General features: G+C 59.4%; 10 protein-coding genes, 1 rRNA gene and 2 pseudogenes. 3 read left to right on the top strand and 10 right to left on the bottom strand.

The features are described from left to right. Positions 1 to 12 precede the first annotated feature (12 nt). Positions 13 to 336: pseudogene (locus SZ55_RS28590) on the top strand (IS5/IS1182 family transposase); the annotation flags it as partial. Positions 337 to 507: 171 nt separating this feature from the next. Here the strand turns inward: SZ55_RS28590 and SZ55_RS04350 are convergent. After that, a complete protein-coding gene (locus tag SZ55_RS04350) occupies positions 508 to 1,329 on the bottom strand; it encodes a hypothetical protein (RefSeq protein WP_044401867.1) in 822 nt (273 codons plus the stop codon). Positions 1,330 to 1,777: 448 nt separating this feature from the next. On the opposite strand from SZ55_RS04350, the gene SZ55_RS04345 reads away from it, so the two are divergent. Next, complete coding sequence (locus tag SZ55_RS04345; RefSeq protein ID WP_003288355.1) at positions 1,778 to 2,008, top strand: helix-turn-helix domain-containing protein; 231 nt, start codon at positions 1,778 to 1,780, stop codon at positions 2,006 to 2,008. 22 nt (positions 2,009 to 2,030) lie between these two features. On the opposite strand, the gene SZ55_RS04340 is transcribed toward SZ55_RS04345, so the two are convergent. The 5 genes and pseudogenes from SZ55_RS04340 to SZ55_RS04320 all read right to left on the bottom strand — a co-directional run bounded on the left by SZ55_RS04340 (position 2,031) and on the right by SZ55_RS04320 (position 11,763). Continuing rightward, positions 2,031 to 3,017: a Wadjet anti-phage system protein JetD domain-containing protein gene (locus tag SZ55_RS04340; RefSeq protein WP_044401855.1), complete on the bottom strand. Its 987-nt coding sequence runs from the start codon at positions 3,015 to 3,017 to the stop codon at positions 2,031 to 2,033. Further along, on the bottom strand, positions 3,017 to 7,438 hold the full coding sequence (mukB, locus tag SZ55_RS04335) for a chromosome partition protein MukB (protein ID WP_044401852.1): 4,422 nt from the start codon (positions 7,436 to 7,438) through the stop codon (positions 3,017 to 3,019). The genes SZ55_RS04340 and mukB overlap by 1 nt, the downstream gene beginning before the upstream one ends. After that, positions 7,435 to 8,115: a chromosome partition protein MukE gene (locus SZ55_RS04330; protein WP_042165060.1), complete on the bottom strand. Its 681-nt coding sequence runs from the start codon at positions 8,113 to 8,115 to the stop codon at positions 7,435 to 7,437. Before SZ55_RS04330 ends, mukB begins: the two co-directional genes overlap by 4 nt. Continuing rightward, positions 8,112 to 9,419, bottom strand: coding sequence for a condensin subunit F (locus tag SZ55_RS04325; protein ID WP_044401849.1), 1,308 nt, complete (start codon positions 9,417 to 9,419; stop codon positions 8,112 to 8,114). The genes SZ55_RS04330 and SZ55_RS04325 overlap by 4 nt, the downstream gene beginning before the upstream one ends. Before the next feature lie 66 nt (positions 9,420 to 9,485). Next, positions 9,486 to 11,763: pseudogene (locus SZ55_RS04320) on the bottom strand (AAA family ATPase). Between the two features lie 592 nt (positions 11,764 to 12,355). Between SZ55_RS04320 and SZ55_RS04315 the strand changes: the two are divergent. Further along, entirely contained in the window at positions 12,356 to 12,601 is a 246-nt protein-coding gene (locus SZ55_RS04315) for a hypothetical protein (protein ID WP_042165052.1), read from the top strand. 633 nt (positions 12,602 to 13,234) lie between these two features. Here SZ55_RS04315 and SZ55_RS04310 read toward each other — a convergent pair. The 4 genes from SZ55_RS04310 to rrf form a co-directional block, all read right to left on the bottom strand. Further along, positions 13,235 to 14,731 (bottom strand): PucR family transcriptional regulator, encoded by a 1,497-nt coding sequence (locus SZ55_RS04310; protein ID WP_044401845.1) that lies wholly within the window; start codon positions 14,729 to 14,731, stop codon positions 13,235 to 13,237. A gap of 60 nt (positions 14,732 to 14,791) precedes the next feature. Further along, positions 14,792 to 16,024: an aromatic amino acid transport family protein gene (locus SZ55_RS04305; RefSeq protein WP_044401843.1), complete on the bottom strand. Its 1,233-nt coding sequence runs from the start codon at positions 16,022 to 16,024 to the stop codon at positions 14,792 to 14,794. Between the two features lie 80 nt (positions 16,025 to 16,104). Next, positions 16,105 to 17,511 carry an NAD(P)/FAD-dependent oxidoreductase gene (locus tag SZ55_RS04300; protein ID WP_044401840.1) on the bottom strand — a complete coding sequence of 469 codons (1,407 nt, stop codon included), beginning with the start codon at positions 17,509 to 17,511 and terminating at the stop codon, positions 16,105 to 16,107. A gap of 255 nt (positions 17,512 to 17,766) precedes the next feature. Then, positions 17,767 to 17,882, bottom strand: a 5S ribosomal RNA gene (gene rrf / locus SZ55_RS04295). Positions 17,883 to 17,953: the final 71 nt, after the last annotated feature.

Below are 17,953 nucleotides of genomic sequence, written 5' to 3'. Positions count from 1 at the left end.
CGGCGGATCAGGGGAGCCGTCCCCATGGAGAAGCGCCCAGAGCATGAAGGACGTAAGGTCGTCTGGCAGATTGCGACCTGACGTAGCACCTACCAGCACTTGAGTAAACGCAGCCCCCTAAACAAGGTCGTGCGAATATTCGAGAAGACCAAGACGCAGGTACGATCCAAAATTGGGTACCCATTCCGGGGAGATCAAGCGGCAGTTCGGCTACACCAAGGTGCATTCCCGCGGCTTTGCCAAGAACACCTTTCGCGGGTCAAACTGCTCGCCCTATCGAACCTGTGGATGGCCCGCCGACATTTGCTGACGCATGCAGGAAGGGTGCGTCCATAAAACGCAGAAGCCTGGGTTTCTGGTGGAACGGCCGGCTCTGGAAGGCGGGTGAGCAAGCTATAGCCGGATTGGCGCTCGCTTTTCGGACGCCCTGAGGGTCAAGTTAAACTCTCGCGAAAAGCATCTCTTGCCCAACGTATTGTTGGGCAAGAGATCTTGATTAATAGGGGATTACGGGTTGCCTGCCATCTGGCGGGCATAATAACGATCGCTGAGGTCTTTATTAGGATCAGCCTTGAGCCAGCGCTCGGGCTTGGTGCAGTCCATGCAGGTCAGGGTTTTCTTGTCAGGGCTAAGGCTATATAGGTGGGCCTTGGGGCCAGTTCCAATCTTCAGCCCAGCTTCCGTGACTTCGAACCCTGGAACCTCGTGCCACAAACGATCCATGGTCTCAAATTTGAACGACCAGCTTTTGATCTGGCTTTTGCGCCAGATGGTCATGATGGTCAAAGGGTCTTGTTTCGTTGTGCGCTGATAGACCCAATCGCCTTCATAGGGAGTTAGCTTCGGAGCTTCTAGATCCCGCATCCCCTGCTGCAAGGCTTTTTCCTGTATTTTGGCAAGCTCGGCATTCAATTCCTCCTCGTCCCTGCTGGCCTGATCTTTGAGCATCTGGTCTACGTCATAAGGCCCTTTGGGGTCATATTTCCAAACCGTATCGTCCTCGATGCGAAGAATCTTGCAGTTGAGGCAGTCAAGGCTCTGCTCGTCCACATTGCGCTTCATGGCCAAGCGTTCGGAACTATTTACGTCGTCAAGAAGAAGCTTTCCATCTTTGACAGAGACGGTCATTTTGACAAGCGGCTTGATGCGGCCAGTACCTAGCTCCTGCCCAATGAGCTCAGCTTCATTGCCGTGGATATTGAGGACTAGCTCAACTTTGCTATTCGACGGGTTCTTAGCGCGATAGCTGCCTGTGAAATCCTCGCCCCCGCAACCGGCAAGGAGAGCACCAGCAACGACTGTTGCCGCTAGTTTAATTATGAAACGCATATCATCTTTCCAGTCAGTGTGTCTTGTAATGCCCGTATTGAGGCGCAATTCGTTTGCGGAAGGAAATGGGCGAAGACCTTTTGGTCGAACTACTTCTGGCCCCTATCGCTACAACCAGAGCTTGTAAGTGTTGGGGGCATTGGTTCGGGACGAAATACTTTCTGAGCGGCAGGGCATCGTAAAAATGCTGCTCTCGGACTCAATGAGCATCCCTTGCTAATGGCTCAAGATCCGCTTACGTGATTGGCGGATGCAATGCGCACACTCCTTGCGAATGAGGTAAAGCCGACCCACTGGGCCAAGCGCTACCGTGTAAACGAGAGCCGGCCTGCGAGGCGAGCGATGATGGCTTCAGGTTACGAACCGGTGTTTTAGCAAATTCACAGTATATTGTGAAGACCGCAGATGGCTCGACCCAGATAGTCCTTCCTTTTAAGGGAGGGCTTCCGTGGAGGTCGGATTGGCGTTCGGTAAAGTCTTGCGCAGGCGGCGTGTCGCAGCAGGATTTACCCAGGAACAATTGGCCCATGAGGCAGAATTGCAGCGTAATTACGTCAGCCTGATGGAGCGGGGCGTCAACCAGCCAACCATTACCACCTTGCTCAAGCTAGCCATCCCTCTGGGCTGCACAGCAGCAGAAATCGTCGACGAGGTAGAACAACTCGTTGCACACTCCTGAGCACCGGTGTCCTCTGAGCCCCTCAGTTGACGAGTGGTTGAACGATCGACTCAAGCGCACCTCTCATCCTAGAGTCGACCACCAAAGGCTCCTGCTCCAACCAAAGACCTTTGTCCACGAGATCATGCACCAGCTTGGGCGCATGACGAAGATCCAGCCCAGCAGGCCATGGCTTTTTCAACTTCCTAGGCTCCACGCACTCGGCCCAGAAGGGTGGAACGAACCAGCACAGATCTGACCGAAGCTCTCGTAGTTTCAGGAAGATTCGCACGCCGTTTGGGTCGAGATCACCAAAGTGAACGACAGGAATCTCGGGTAGCACCTGAGCGAGTAGATGCACAACGGTGGCTATGTCCCAGCCTGGGACATGAGCAAAAAGCCATCCGTCCAACATTGGTAGGTCACGCCAAGCGCCAGGGTTTTCCACCAGCAATACCGCGCGCAAGGGACCTTCCAAGATGAGGCCATCCAGGAAGGCCCGCTCCGGGATCGGTGCTTCACCAAGAAAACGGGCAAGCTTCCATAGATCCAGGACACCCTGCTCGGTCTGTGCCACCAATCCGCGTGGTGGCCGCAAGCGTAACAATCCGTCGTGGGTCGCTTCGGTGCCGGCAAGCATGGCTTGCCGGCGCGGCGTGAGCACCGCCTTGGAGTGGGGCGCGGTTAGCGCGGCCGCAGTCCGGCGATTGAGGCGTCCTGGCAGCGCCGGAAGCCGCCCTGCGCGGCGCGAATCTTCCAAGCGAGCCCAACCATCAGGCGTAGGAGAAAACCCACCCGCTGTAAGTGCCGCCAGAGCTTCCTGCCAGTCCGGCCATACCCGCTCAAGCAGCGCAACGAGTTCAGTGCGGCGAGTCTCTACCAAGGTAATCTGATCACGCCGACCGGTCGTGCGGATCCAGGATAGCTCTGCCAGAGTGTCGTACGCTTTCGCCTGTGAGGCGCGCCGCTTGAGCGTCCCCTGCACCAGCAACTCGAGCAGAGCGATGCGCTGCTGCGGCGTCTGCCACATTAGCCTACGCTCCTAGTGCGACGACCGAACACCAGAACTTCCTCGCGCCCCTCCGGCGTCACCTGGCGCACCAAGCGATAAGTCGTATTGCCTTCGGCACGTGCCACTTCGGGGGCCGCGATCATCAACTGCAGATCCAGTGTCTGACACAAATCGAACAGGACGCCGAGATTGTCCGGCGACAGGCGGTTGGCTTCGTCCAGGAACAGGAAACGCAGCGAACCGTGAGCGCGCTTGCCGCGCAGCAAGGTCGCATCGCGTTCCCACTCGGTGAGAACCACCATCATCAACGCGGCACCGACACCGATCGCCTCGCCGGTCGACAAACGTGTCGGGTTGGCGACTTCCCACTCGGTGCCGGACTTGCGACGGATCTCCACCTGCAGATGCACGTATTCCCGATAATCGAGCAGGCGCTGCCCTGCTGAGCGCCCACCGCCGTAGCGACGAAAGATTTCGTCGAGCGCCTCCTCGATCGGCATGTCCGCCTGGAACAGCAGCTCTTGGGCCGCACCTTCACGCAGGGCGCGTAGGATCTGCTCCATACGTTCGACAGCCTGCATGCGCACACGGATGCCCTGAATGCTGCCGAAGCTGACCTTTTCTAGATTCTTGGTCAAGCGAGTGACTTGGCCACGCGCCTTACGGATCTGTACGTCAATGCCGCGTGCTACGTCTTCGCTAGCTCCACGCAGGTCGCTTTCCTGACGGGCGAGACGCTCTTCGAGATCAGACAGTTGGTCGCGCAGCCGGATGAGCGCTTCGCGCGGGTCATCGACCTCGGCCACCTGTGCCGGCAGGCGGCGGCGCAGCCAGTCGCGCACAGCCAGCCAAAGCGTCAGGATGGCATCAGCGAAGGCGGTATCGGAGGTGTCGCGCAACTGTTGCAGTTCGGTCAGCAAGATCTCCCCGCCGCGCGCACTACTCAGGCGCTCCAGTAGGACACCCCGGCGTATTTTTGCTTCCTGGACAAAATTAATGTGGCCACGGATGTCGGCAAACTCTTCAGGAGTTCTGGTCAGCAACTCACCTACCAGACCATCGCGCATCGCCCAGTCAAGTAAGTCGTCCCAGCGCTTACGTGCAGGCTCGGCCTCACGGCGTTCGGTAGCGAGTTTGTCGTCGGCAGACTGCAGATCCTGCTGGGCGTTCTGTAAGCCATGTTCCTGGTTGCCTTTGGCCGTCAGCAACACATCGCGCCGCGTCCCATGGGTACGCAGTTCTTGTTCCAACCGCATCACCTCGGCACCAGCCGCCAACAGGGCATCCTCGGTGGGAGCGGGTATGCCGAGGGAATTGAAATGTTCAGCGGCGGATTCATGTTCCTGTCTTGCATAGTCATACTGGCTTTGCGCTGCAAGAAAGCGCTTGCTCGCCTCGTCATACCGGGCTTCCGCCTGGGTGACCTTGTTTTCGCTATCTTGTAGTAGCGTTTCGGCTTCGCTCAGTTGCTCTTGCAGCGCCGGAACCAGTTCCTGCGAGTCTTCGAGCCGACCTGGAGCTTCCTCCCAAGCCAAGGCCTCGGCGTTTTCGCACAGATATTCGAGTGCTTCGATCCCGGCATCGAGTTGCTGGCGTCGCGCCTCCAAAGCATTGGCGTGAAGCGTCAGGTTTTCTATATCCGTGTCCGACAACGGAAGCTGGCGCAAGTCACCAAGCCCATTCTCCACACGAAGGACATCTGCCTGGTTGGCGGCGATCCAGCTCCTGGCCTCGTCTACTTGCGATGCTTTTTCGCTGAGTACTTGCACGCGCTCGCCATGATCGGGAGGATCAAGAAGCATCGCCTCGGCCAGCAACAAACGCAGTCTGCCAATACGCGGCCGCAGTGCCTGTGCCGCCGTAGCATTGCGATCAGCTGTTTCGCGCTGCTCCTCGATCTGTTCATCGACCAAGGTGATCGCCTGCTGCACCTCAGCGATGGCGCCCGCAGGATCGCCCGCCAGCCAGACCTCCAGCCCGGCAAGTAAAGCATCGCCATCGGCCTGCAGCCGCTCCAGCGTGCGCCTTGCACTCCTCATCGTATGCAGTTCGAGGGCTTTCTCTTCGGCCTGGGCCTGCAGGTCAGCCGCCCTTTTCTCGCGCGCCCGCCGCCCTATACGCGGCTTGGTGGGAATACGGGATAAGCGGAGAGCGATACCGTCTTGGATAACAAGATCGCCTTCGCTGGCATTCGTGGTACCAGAGGCTTCTGCCAAGCGGTAGAGGTCGGCATCACGCGATACCAGTAGTACGTCAGCCAGTTCCTCTGGCCGGTCCACAGCCGTACGAGCTGCTGCTGTGAGATCGTCGACGACTAGTGCCTGCACCAAGGCCCCAAGCCGGGCCTCCAGCACCGCAGCCTCCTCTATCGCCACTTCTTCGTAACTACCAGCCAGTAGTTCAGCACCGAGCCTGTCCTTGAGCTGCAACAACGCCGGCGAAAACGGGCCTCCGGCCGCCAGTAAATCGCGCGCCTCGCGGATCAGCCGCTCCTGCGCTTGCTGTGCCTGCTGTTCTGCCCGGCCGGCCTCGGCGTACTGTTTGCCTAAGCAAGCACGGGCTTCATCCAAGCTGCCCCGATCCTCTAATCGTGTACCGATGTGTTCGGAAAAGCGCATAGCGCATTCCGTCAGCTTCCGCCATTGCGGCTCTCGTGCCAGCAACTGTTGATATTGTTGCTGGAGCTCCTCGCGCCGACGCCGTAGCTCGGCAAGCTCGCCATTAGCCGTCCGTTGCGCCTGCTCGTGTACGGATCGTTCGGCTTCAGTATTGGTGAGCAAAGCGTTGACGACTTGCGTGGCGGGTGCCTCAGTCAAAACCACACCCAACTCGCTCGCCTGTGCGCGTACCCGAGCCTGCCGAATCTGCAACTGTTGTGCTTCGGCCAGTTCACGTTCGATGCTGTGAATCTGATCAGCAAGTACGCTCAGTTGCCGGTGAAGACGCAACGCTTCAGTAGCCGCATCGTACGCAGCGATGATTTCGACATCCTGCCCTGCGAGCCGCCGGACAGCCGCCATTAGCTGCGCATACCGCTCACGATGCTCCAGCGCATCGGACAGACGTGTCCTGGCTTCACGACGCTCCTGGTCGATGGAGTCGAGTGTGTTACGTGCCAATGCGAGGTGATCGACGAACTGCGCCGGGAGCAAAGGGGCAACCTGCAACGTCACCTCGGCTTCCCGCAGTCGTCGGGTTACTTGGCGATAGGCAGCGGCCCGGCGATGCAGTTCCTCTATTCCCCGCTGTAGGTCGGCGAGCCCCTCAGCGGCACGTTTGTAATCCTCCTGGGCACGCTTGAGTTCCTCGCGGCTGCGGATTCGCAACGTTTCAGCCTCGCTTCGCAGCCTGCCCGCTTCCTGTGCTTCGAGCTCGGTCTCCGCGAGACGGATAACACTCTGTTGCAGGGTGCACAATGCCGCCAAGGCATCCTTCAGCTTGGAGTGCCAATTGCGTGCGGATTCGAGCACTGGCTCCAGTTCGACCTTGCGAGCATCGAGCTCATCCAGCTCGGTCAGAGTCGCGTCGAGTGCTTCACGCGCAATTTCCTGCGCATGGAAAGCCTGATCACGCGAGCTCTGAGCCTCGCTCACCCGGCGTGCGAGCTCGTCGGCACGTTCGCGAGTAGCGAGAAAGGCCGCGCCGAACATGGCCTGGCCGGCTTCGTAGATACTGCCGATTTCTTGCTCCAGACGACGCGACTCTTGCACTTCTACCCGGGTCCGCCGACAGGCATCCAGGTTTGATCGCATCCTCTGCAAGGTATCAGCGAGGCCACTTTGCTCCCTGAGCAGGAACGAGCGTAGCTCCGAAGTGAGCACCCTTGAGATGCCGCCGGTCATGCTGGTACGCAACATATCGTTAAACTTATTGCGTTCCTCGTCGGTGCCAAGGCGCAGTGGCATGACTCCCTGGTCGAATAGCGCGGCGAAGTACTCCCGGGCGGAGGGATAAGATTGTAATCGCCCACCGAGCCGCGCCGCGTTGTCGCGCAGCTCCTGCAACTCCGGTACAGACTCGACGCCCCCCTGTGCAACCAGCAGCAGATCTTGCAATCGGATCGCAGGGTCGAGGCCCCAGACAATAAATGGGGTAGGCTCCACGGAGGGTTCACCTTTGCGTTCCAGATGCACCCCAGCCAGCAGCCTCTGTGCACCTGCAAGGGCAAAATCTACCACCACGTAGGAAGGGCGTCCGGGATCACCTAGACGTCCCCAAATACCCTTGTCGCCGCCAGTCGCTCCAGTCTCGCCGAGATTGGTGAAGCGCAGGCGGGACATATCGGGCAACAGAGCGACATAGGCGGCAATCATCACCGTGGTCTTGCCGGCACCGTTGCTGCCTTCCAGCGCAGTGACATGCCGATCGAGTAGATAACGCTCGTAGAAGACACCTTTCCAATTGACCAGGGCTAAAGCATCGGCACGCGTTCGACTCATGACGACATTTCCTCCCCCTCCGCGTCGCCGCTATCGTCATCCATGTCGTTAGCATCACCCAGTAATACCTCTCCACGCGCAACCAGCCGCTCTAGGGCGTCGCTGGGATCTGTGAGCCCGCGAACTGGCTCGGCAAAGCGCATGAGTGCCGGACGCAGGCGCAATCTGGCCGCATCAACCACATCGATGAAACCCAGCTCAGCTAACTTACGCAGCGCCTCGTCCGCTTTCCCTCGCACAGTTTCAGCAGCAATGCGTTCGTCATACTTGCGTCTACGCGGATTTAGCGTACGCACCAGCACATCGGTGCCCAGTAATCCGGACAGCCGCTGCAATAGCGCTTCACGTGTCGCCATGCCGCCATGCTGCAAAGTCGCGGGATCGAGATACATCAGCGCCAGCACCTGCCCGACAAGCATTTCGCCGACGGATAGCTGACGTCGCCCCAGCCGCTCGCCGCTGGGCAGCAAATAGAAATAGCCATCGCTCTGCTGGATCAGCTCACAACCGAAACGCCGATAAAAAGGTTCGAGCAGCGCCTGTGCCTCCACCAGGTAATCATAGGGGCTGCCATCATCTCGACCGATATGGCGTCCACGTCGCAGCATCAGATCCACCTCGGGGAATCGCTCGTCGACAATCACCTCTTCCAGAGAATCGAATACGGCATCGCTCACTCCACTTTCCTCCGGCCCTGGACAGTCCATTCCTCGACTTCGAGCTGTTCGCCCACTTCTAGCCATAGCCGCTCGCGGCTTGAACGCAATCGGGCTAGCCTTGCAGCTGCGTCAGCGATGCGACCCGCAGCCACGTATTGGCTATCGTCGGTCAGCGTGGCGAGTACCTGCACCGTTAGCCCCGCCAAGGTATCTACGCCCTCGTCGAGCGCCCGACTCACCAACACTTCGATATCTGCCAGCGCATTTTCAGCTTCCACCCAGGCTGGTTCGGCCTCACGATCAGTCTTTGGCCTGGCCACCACCGGACGCTCGACGCGTGCTTCAAGTGGACGTAGCAGGCAGATAGAGCCTGCATGCGCAGCTAGTAGATGAAAAGGCCTGTTTTCCCACTCCGCAATCTGATCGCGCAAGCGCTGGCTCAGCGCCCGATCAGGATCCAGTCTGACCACGTCGCGCAGGTAGCGGTGTACATACTGGTAGTATTCGGACCATGCCTTTTGGCGTGCACCGCCCCAGGCTCCGATCCGGTCTACATGTTCGATGACCCGCTGTGCGGCTCCCTCGGCTTCGACATTTTCTGCTGAAACAGCCAGCGCCTGGATGTCCTGGAGCAACGCAACGAAATGGTGTGTGTCTCGCAGCAGGATTTCATTGAGCTCGCGCAATGTGTGGGTCGTTGCGTCGAGCAGGCTCTGGCATCGATCGATTGCGCTAAACCAGTCGTTCGACAGCAGGCTAGCGATTTCCGCCTGGATTTCCTCCTGCTGGGCATCAAGCCCCCGCTGCCGACGTTCGATACCCGCCACCATGTCACCGACCGTGATCCTCAGGGGAGCGACCACGCGCTGACGCCAATCCTCATCGTTATGGGCCTTCCTGGCTGTCGCCAGGATGTCGGCAAGTTGAGCGCGCAAGGTGCCGGTCAATAAGCTGAGGCTTTCCCGAGTCAGGGCCTCGTCCGCCAGAAAGTATTCGATAACCGCAGCAGCAAGTCGTGTCAGCGCATACTCACCCGCCCGTACGATGCCGGCGCCATCAACTCGGGCCAGCATGCGCTGCTCGCGTAATCGTTGAATGGCGTGGGTCGCGCGCTTGCGCGGATTTTCGGCAGCGGGCTCAACGACATCGCAGACCTGTTCGAACAGGTCGATCAGCAGATCTTCCTCGAACGACGCAAGCCCAGCCTTGTCCGCTCTCAGGTACAGACCTGCGAGAAAGCAGACATCCGCTGTCTTCAGGTCAAGATTGACCTGATCCCGCACCAGCGAGGCTATGAGGCGATTGGGATCGGATGCTGTCATAAGCGCTGAGTAGGCTTCTCTGCTACACAGTAACCTCGTTGTGAATGTATCCAGGCCTCATATCGTTTAGGCATTGACGGCCCCCAGTGCATTGACCTGCTGTTCCTGAGTTTTGGGCGCGATCTCGGAATCGTCTGAATATGCTTCGCACATCATCATCTTGTAGTGTGCCAAATGCCCGGACTTGACGAAGATCGCCTTGAAAATGTTTAGGTAGCTTTCCACCATTGCATCGTCGACAGCGACATACAGGTCATCGTGTGCGAAGTGGGAACCATCATTGACCCATGAGAAAAGCGATCGGCATATGACCTTCTCACGCCCCTCAAACAGGTTGCAGATGTCGTCGGTATCGGTTCCACCGAGGATCTTGAAGTAGTTTTCAATAATGCGCCTGAGGGTGTTCTGGATTGAAAGGTTGGATCGGTCGGCCCGTCGCACCTCCGCCCACAGCAGTTCGTATGAGGTGACTATCGGGTTGCTTGTATGGGCCTCTACTCTGGAAGAGTGGTGGGATTTTCGGACGACCCAGAAGGTTTCCTCGCTACGCATCGCGTTTCTACCAGTGCGCCGGGCGTTGAAGGTCACTTCCTTGTGGAAGTAGACATTATGGGTCAGCACGAAAACCTGTTTGATGTGGCCGGTTCCTTGGCGCACCTCATCGAATAGCGCCTTGATCAGACTGCTAACGATGAAGAGGATGTCGCTATCCAGACTCGACACAGGATCGTCGATGACCACTATACGGTCGGTCGTCACGCCGCTTTCCGAATCGCTGCCTTTGAGCAGATGGTAGAAATAGAGGAAGGTGACGAAGGTGCGCTCGCCTTCGCTCAAGGTTTCCTTCGCATCCATACCATCCGGTCGCCGCAGCACATAGGCGGTACCGCTATCTGCCTTGGCTAGAGAGAAACCATGAAAACCGAACGAGGCTAGCAAGGCATTTATTGCATCGATGGTCGGCTGGACACTGGTGGTCGCACGCTCTAGCTCAGCTATTTCTCTCTCCATCTGACGCCGGTCTGCTTCCGCCGCTTCGATCTTGCCGTTCAAGGCAGTGATCGCGCCCACCAACCCTTGCTTCTTCGCCGAGTAATCCTGCAATGCAGGCGCAAGCTCGATGGCGACGATATGTTTCCACACCTGGCTTGCCAGTTGCTGCTTCTCTTTGCCCAGATTAGCTACCATAGCGTTGTGTGCCTTGATCTGCTCGTTGGCCACTGCCAGTGCCTGGGAGATCGCGTACAGAACGTCAGCCAGGGGCTCCAGTGCAACGAGCTGACTTGGCTCGCGTTGCTTATCGGCAAGTTGCTGACGATTGAGAGCAATCCGGGAAGCCAGAAGCGCCACTTCTGTCTTGAGTGTTTCCGCATCGAGGAATCGGGAAGGCGCATTAAGGATCTCGGACAATTGCGCCAAAAGCTGATCGGCCGCCGCGGAATAGGTCTTAGCCAGGTCATCAATGGCAAGACTGTCATTCAGAAACGTTTCGTCGAAATAGGCCTCCAGGCTGGCCGCGAACGAGGTCTCTGTGGCTTGCTGGCAGAAAGGGCAGATTCCTGTCGCCTCATCGAAGTAAGCCCGGCCCTGCCGCACCCAGTCGCTGTTACCCAGCGCCTTGATCATTGCCGCGATATCGACATCTTCCCGGCCCAGAACGCGCTTGCTCAGGATCGGGTTCGATTCGTGGGACAACAGCGCATCGAACGTAGGCAATACGACGAGGGGCTCCGACACAGGTGAGGGGCCAAAAATGGTCTTGGCTTTCTCCTGGAGATCAGCCAACGAAACCAATGCTGCAGAATTCCCACCATGCTCCTGCAGCACACGGACCTTGAAGTTCTCGGCATTGTTGCGTACGCCCTGGAAGGCCAAAGCGAATGCACTATCGTGTTTTTTTCTGGGCCCAGCAAGCCTCCAGAAACCGAGCCTCGAGATCAGCAAGTTCTTTGCGTTTTCCTCCCTGACCATCCAGCCCTTCTAGAGTCTCCCTCAGACTGCTGATGCGTTCACTACAGCGACCGGATTCCTGCTTGAGTGCCGCGATCTTGGCAAGATTGTCGACGTTCTTTTCACCGAGGGTGAAGATGCCTTTGAGCTCCGCGGAGGGACCGAAATTACGTGCAACGAAGTCGCGGTTGTAGACCATGGCCTGAAGAGGCACTCCACTCTTCCAGCCAACATGGCAACTCGGGTAACGAGTAGGGTTGTCGATCACCCTGGAAATTGTGGTTTTGCCACACCCATTGGCACCATAGATAAAGTTGAACTTCGTCAGCCCATCAAGCGCTTGTACCTCTTGTCCATACGAAGCCACCCCCACTATCCGTATTGACTCAATCATTCGCCTCCCTCCCTAGGCAATCGCTGCCAATCTCTGGCTGGCTATTCGTTATATAGCTCGCAATTTCATTCGAATAGAGTGAGTGAAAGACTAGACCAGTCGAGGTCTAGTGATTTATCCCGGAGGCGCACGCTGGATATTGGCGATGTGGCGGCGGGTTATGTCGTCGCGAGGGTGTATTTGGCTAATTCGGCGAAGGTGTCCCAGTGAAGGCTTGTGGAGACTCAGTGGTTTTTGCAGGACTGCCACCGACATTTTGCGGTAATCGAGTGCGGCCACGGTGGCTACAGAGCGAAGTCTCGATGACCTATCAATGAACTGCCGGCGGATTAGCTGAGTGCGGCATGGGGATATTAAATTCTCCCGGTGGTATTGCAGGATTTTCAGCTCAACAGGAGAGGGGTAGCTAGCAGGCCTGGGGCGAGTTCAAATGTCAGAATCCGCGCCTTGAGGTCAGGGGCGTCGTCGTTACAACGCCTGAGCCCAGGAGCTTTTGCTATTCTGTCGACCCGTGCCGCGGGACCTCGTTTACAACGGCTCGCCGTTGTCTTCCCCCCTGCGGATACCCATTCAACCGCTTCCTGGGGGTACGATGCGGAATCATGTAGTGATAGAGGACTGGGAAGGCGACGGTGCTATTCGCCTACCCGACGACGTTCTCCAGGAAATGGGCGTCGACGTTGGGGACACGCTCTACCTCCTTGAGGAATATGTGGGTACAACCCGCTGTCTGGTGCTGAGTAAGTCACCGCGCATTCCTGATCGCGTGGATGAGCTGGTTGGCCACTGGGAGTCGTTTGGCAAGGTCTCCGCCGAGATAAACACCAAGGACGAGTGAGCTGACTACCCAGCCTCCTGCCCGTGAATCCCGGTGCTTGCCACTCTGCCATTGCCTCCTGCAAGAGCAGAGTCCTTCGTGCTTAGACACATGCCGATAGCTTTTGGCCAACCAAATTCCTGGGTTTCGCATATTTAACAGCCCAGGACAAAAAGCAGGTTTGTGCGAATTCAGGCGCAGCACGATTGTAGTCGTGCATTCCACGCGCCGATGGAGCCGGAGCAGCGCTAGGTACCAGCGATCTGTTAACCTCCACTGAGCGTACTGAGCAACGATGCTCGCTGTAGGTCGCGAGCCGACTCAGGCTCAATGAGACGACGGTAGGACGCGTCAGGGTCTGGCTAGTGGTCAAAAATCGATATTCTGGATTTCGTTTTTTGTGCCAAGGCTAACCGCCCTCAGATGTCGCTATTAGCCCTAAACTGCAAGGCACGGTAAAAGACGAAACCCTTGCGGTACGGCACTTAGAGGCATTTTTGAACGCTTGCCGCCAACCAAGATTCCTGTACCGCATTGCCCTCCGAAGGCAGGGGTCGTGGGTTCGAATCCCGCCGGATGCGCCAGACAACGAAAGGCCCCCTGGAGAAATCCAGGGGGCCTTTGTGTTTCTGCACCCGCCCGGAGGCTGCCTCTTCACGACGGCCCGATCCCCGCGAGGCGAGCCGCTCGCAGGGCAAGCCAGAGAACGGTGACGTCTTCGGTGCTGTCCAGGGAACGGCCCGTGATCGCTTCGATACGCCGCATGCGATACACCAGGGTCTGCTTGTGGACATGTAGACGCTGGGCGGCTGCCTGCCAGGAGCGATTTTCTTCAAGAAAGACCTGCAAGCTATGCAGCAGCGGCGCACCTTGGGCTCGCTCCTGTTCCAGCAATGGGCCGAGCGTCTGCCGCGCAGTGCGCTCAGCTTCATCCAGGGAGCGGGGCAACCAGGGCGCCCCCGGCCCCAGGGTGGCGTAGAGGATCAGGGGCATCCGGGGGCCCGCATGCGCGAGAGCGAGACGTGCTTCGCGAAGCGCGTCGGCAAATCGCTCGGGCCGGTCCACCGGGTTGCTCGCTCCCAGCTCTGCGCCCAACCCGGCCTGCAGTTCGCCAATCCGCTCAACGGGTTGAAGCAGGACGACCTCATGGCCCTGGATCCGCAGCAGCCCGCGCTGACCCCAGTGCTGCAGAAGGTCGTCCCTGTCTGGAGCGTCTTCGAGCGGCATCCGAGCAATGCACAGCTGCAACGCAGTGAGTGGCAGTCCCGGCATGAGCACCTGCAGGCGCTGCTCAGCTTGATGGGACGCTGCGCGCCCGTTCAACAGGTCATCCAGAAGCTCGGAACCCAGGCGCAGCCGGCGCTCGCTCTCGACGTGCATACGTTCGAGCTCGATTCCCACGATCGCGAGCAGGTGATGCAGCAGCGCGTAGTCGGGCAGTTCACCAGCGCGGACCACCAGCAGGCAGTCGGGCTCCGATGGCAGGGCCATGCCCAGCATCTCTCCATCGGGATGGGGATAACGCTGCAGCATGGGCGAGAGCCCCGTGCGCCCCTGAGCGCGCGTTTGCCTGATGGCCAGTCGGGCGCTTTCGGCAAGGGCTGGCAAGGCTTCATCCCAAGGCGCCAGGGTGCGGCTGTCGATCAGGTGAAGTGCCGCTGCGACGTCCTTTTCCAGTCGGACTAGGAGTGGCGCCAGCCCGAGGCCACCCAGGCTCAACCGGGCGGTTTCGTAGATGCGCTGGAGCGCCAGGTGCCGTTCGCGCTCGATGCTGCGTCCGGCATCAGCGATGGCGCGGGTAACTGCGGCAAAGGGGACGCCGTACTCGGTGAAGACAAGGGGAAAGCCCAGGCGCTCCGCGGCGTCGCACAGCGCTGCGAGGTCAGCTGGCGCTTGCATGTCTTCGCCGATCATCAGGCCGGCCAGACCGGCCTCCATGAGTCGCTGGACATAGCGACGCTGCTCCGTGGGAGCGGCGGGGATACCGAGGCCTGTGCTCATGAGCAGGTCCCCCTCCCCGAGCCATTCGGTGGGATCGGGGAGTTCGCAGACGTGGGCCCAGCGAACAGGTCGATCAAGGCCGGCAGCTCCGCTCACCAGTCGCGAGCGGAGTGCCGGTAGGGCGAGGAGTTCTCGCAGGGTGAAGGGCATGTCCAGGCTGCTCCAGGGTTGAGCGACCAGTGTAATCGCCAGGGGCCGCCGGTCCGGACCTCACCAGCTGGCCGGCAACATGCCGAGTGCGGAGGCGATGGCGTAGAGGCCACTGGCGGCGAAGATGAGGATGATCGCGACCTGGATCATGGGGTGCGCATACCAGCCACAGGTGAATGCAGGCGCCTGGTCACCGGAGCGGCGCGCGGCGTTGAGCAGCAGGATCGGGATGATGCCCATCAACACACCACCGAAGGTGCCGGCGAAATAGAGGGCGTTGACGAAGCCGCCGATGCCGGAATAGGCCAGCAGGAAGGGCGGTACGGCGACCAGGGCGAGAACCAGGAGGCGCTTGCGCCGGTTGCGCTCGCTGCCCAGGCGGAAATGGTCGAAGAAGTTGGTGAACAGGCAGCCGCCCAGCCCCCAGTAAGAGGTCAGCATGGCCAGCAAGGCGAAGGTGTTGGCGGTGTAGTAGGCCCACTGCCCAAGGGACCTGCCCCAACTGAGCGTGGCCACTTCGCTGAGATTCTCGGGCCCTACCAGAGCGATCACGGAAGCGGGTATCGCGGCGACCAGGATAAAGGTGAGGACCATGCCGAGGATGATCAGCCATGGGAGTCGCCTGGGCGTCGTGAGGTTACCGCGCACCAGTTCCGGCACCAGGAACTGAGCGCCAAAGACGAATACGGCGAGGTTGAAGATGGGGACCACATACTGCCAGTCACTTCGCCACAGGTGGGCGATGCGGGTGTCCGCATGAGTGAGGGTGGCGGCGATCAGTACGCAGACGATCAGCACCATGCCGGTACTGATGAGCTTTTCTCCGATGCCAAGGGCCTTGAGGCCGAGGTAGAGAACCAGCGCGGAGGGGATGAAGAACACCAGGCTGCCCATCTCCCGAGTCAGGCCGTACTGGCCGAAGAAGTCGGCCATGATGTTGCCGCTGCCGCTCATGTAGGCGACCAGGGCACCATAGCTGTTGGCAGCGACGGCAATGAAGATCAGCCAACCTCCGAACGTGCCCAGGTAGCGCCGCGCGAGGCCACTGAGCTGATTGTTGCCGCGTGTGCGCAGGCAGGCTTCTGCGACGTAGAGCATGGTGATGATGCAGAAGAAACAGGTAATGGCGAGGCAGGCGAGCAGCGGCAGGTAGCCGACCTTGCGGGCGGCATAGGCCATGCTGAGCACGCCAGCGCCGATATTGGTGCCGATGATGATGGCGACGGTCTCGAGCGAGCCCAGGGCATGGGCTTCGAGGCCGGATTCCGTTTCGATTCGTTGGTTGATGCCCATTTGTTATGTCCTCTTTTATTGGGATCAAGGGGGGGGAGTGAAGCGGCCCTCGGGTGCAGCATGCTGCGGGATACAGCCCTTCAGCCTTTATCCTCCAGGCCGGCGGGGGCGAAGCGGGCGAGGAAGCGGTCGAGGGGGGCAGGCTCATCGTTCTTCAGCTCTGCGCGCTCCTTGCGCATCACGGCGCTGCGCACCAGAGAACCGCCGATGTAGCGCAGGGGTTCAGGCGGGAACTGGCGACAGCGACGCTCCACCAGCGGGCAGCGACTCCAGGCATCGTCACGCCCCAGAGCCAGGCTGGCGAGGATGCGGCCGCCGAGGCGGCTGGGGCCGACGCCATTGCCGCTCCAGCCGATGCCGTAGTGGATGTTGGTATGCCCGGCGAGTCGACCGAATACGGGCAGGCTGTCGTAAGTGCGGTCGATCGGGCCGGACCAGCGGTGAGTGATACCGACGTCGTTGAGCATGGGATAGGTACGGCGCAGATCGGCCTCGGTAAGGCGAAGACTGGGCGGGTGATCGCTGAAGGTGGCGTCAATCCGCGAACCATATGCGAGGGCTCCGGTGCCCTTGCCGAATGCGATGCGACCGTCGTGGGTGGTTCGGTAGTAGTCGACCATCAACTGAGAGTCGGTAATGGCCTCGCCACCGGTCCAGCCGATCTCGGCCAGTCGATGGGGAATCGTCTCGGTGACGACGATGGAGCTGTTGACGGGCACTATCGCACTGGCGAGTTCGGGCAATGCGGCTGCCCAGGCGTTGGTGGCAAGCACGACGCGGTCCGCTCGGATACTGGCACTGGCTGTGCTCACCTCCACGGGCTCGCCGGGGTTGATGGCGGTCACTCCGGTGTGCTCGTGGATCTCCACACCGCTGGCCAGCGCTACCCGTAGCATTCCGCTTACCAACAGAGCGGGCTGAACGGTGGCGTTGCTGCGTTCGAAGACTCCTGCCAGATGCACGCGGGAGCCTGTTCGCCGGGCCACCTCATCGGCATCGACCCGCTCGAATGGGCTCACACCCAGTCGCTCACAGGCAGCGAGCGTCGCGTTCCAGGTATCGAGGTGTCGTGGAGTGGTGGCGGTCCACAGCCAACCTGCCTGCCGGTAATGGGCGTCGATCTGGTGCTCCTCGCAGAACTCCCCGAGTTCGGAAATGGCACGCTCGGCCTGTTCGCCCAAGAAGTGTGCCTGGTTGGCATCGCAGAAGCTCAGGAGGGTTCCGATCTTGGGCCACCAGGACATGACGAATCCTCCATTGCGCCCGGATGCACCGCCGCCACAGACATCCTGCTCGACCAGCATGACGCGCGCCTGGGGCTCCATTTGCTTGATGGAAAGGGCTGTCCAAAGTCCGACGAAGCCGCCACCGATGATCAGGACATCGACCTTGTGCTTGCCAGTCAGAGGAGCGGGCGGGCTCACATCATGCTCGATGGACTCCATCCAATAGCTGGCCTTGAGGGGAGGGGTAAGCGTTAGCTTCATGTCGAAAGGACCGGACTCGAAGGGTAAGTCGAGCCAGTCTCAGGGAGGGCCACCCAGGCAACAATCAGGCGTTATTAGGAAATGTCACGCCCTGTTCGTACGAAGGTATGAAGCTACTTGGCCAAGCGAGCGTGCTGCAAAGGAAGGGGAGTCGGAAACACTCGAAGTGGGACTGGAGTTATCCCCAGCAGACTTTTCATCCGCGCAAAGTCAAACCCCCGATCATCTTTCGATGATCGGGGGTTTGGTATAGGTGCTTGACGATGACCTACTCTCACATGGGGAAACCCCACACTACCATCGGCGATGCATCGTTTCACTACTGAGTTCGGGATGGGATCAGGTGGTTCCAACGCTCTATGGTCGTCAAGCAATTCTTTAGGGTGATCGTCGAGACGCTCACCCGAATTCGGGTATGTGACAGCAATTTGCGGTTCAATCG

The sequence above is a fragment of the Pseudomonas sp. FeS53a genome (assembly GCF_000931385.1).
In the GTDB taxonomy this organism is placed as follows: domain Bacteria; phylum Pseudomonadota; class Gammaproteobacteria; order Pseudomonadales; family Pseudomonadaceae; genus Metapseudomonas; species Metapseudomonas otitidis.
Note: the sequence above shows the minus strand (reverse complement) of the source record. Positions and strands in the feature narration are given on the sequence as shown.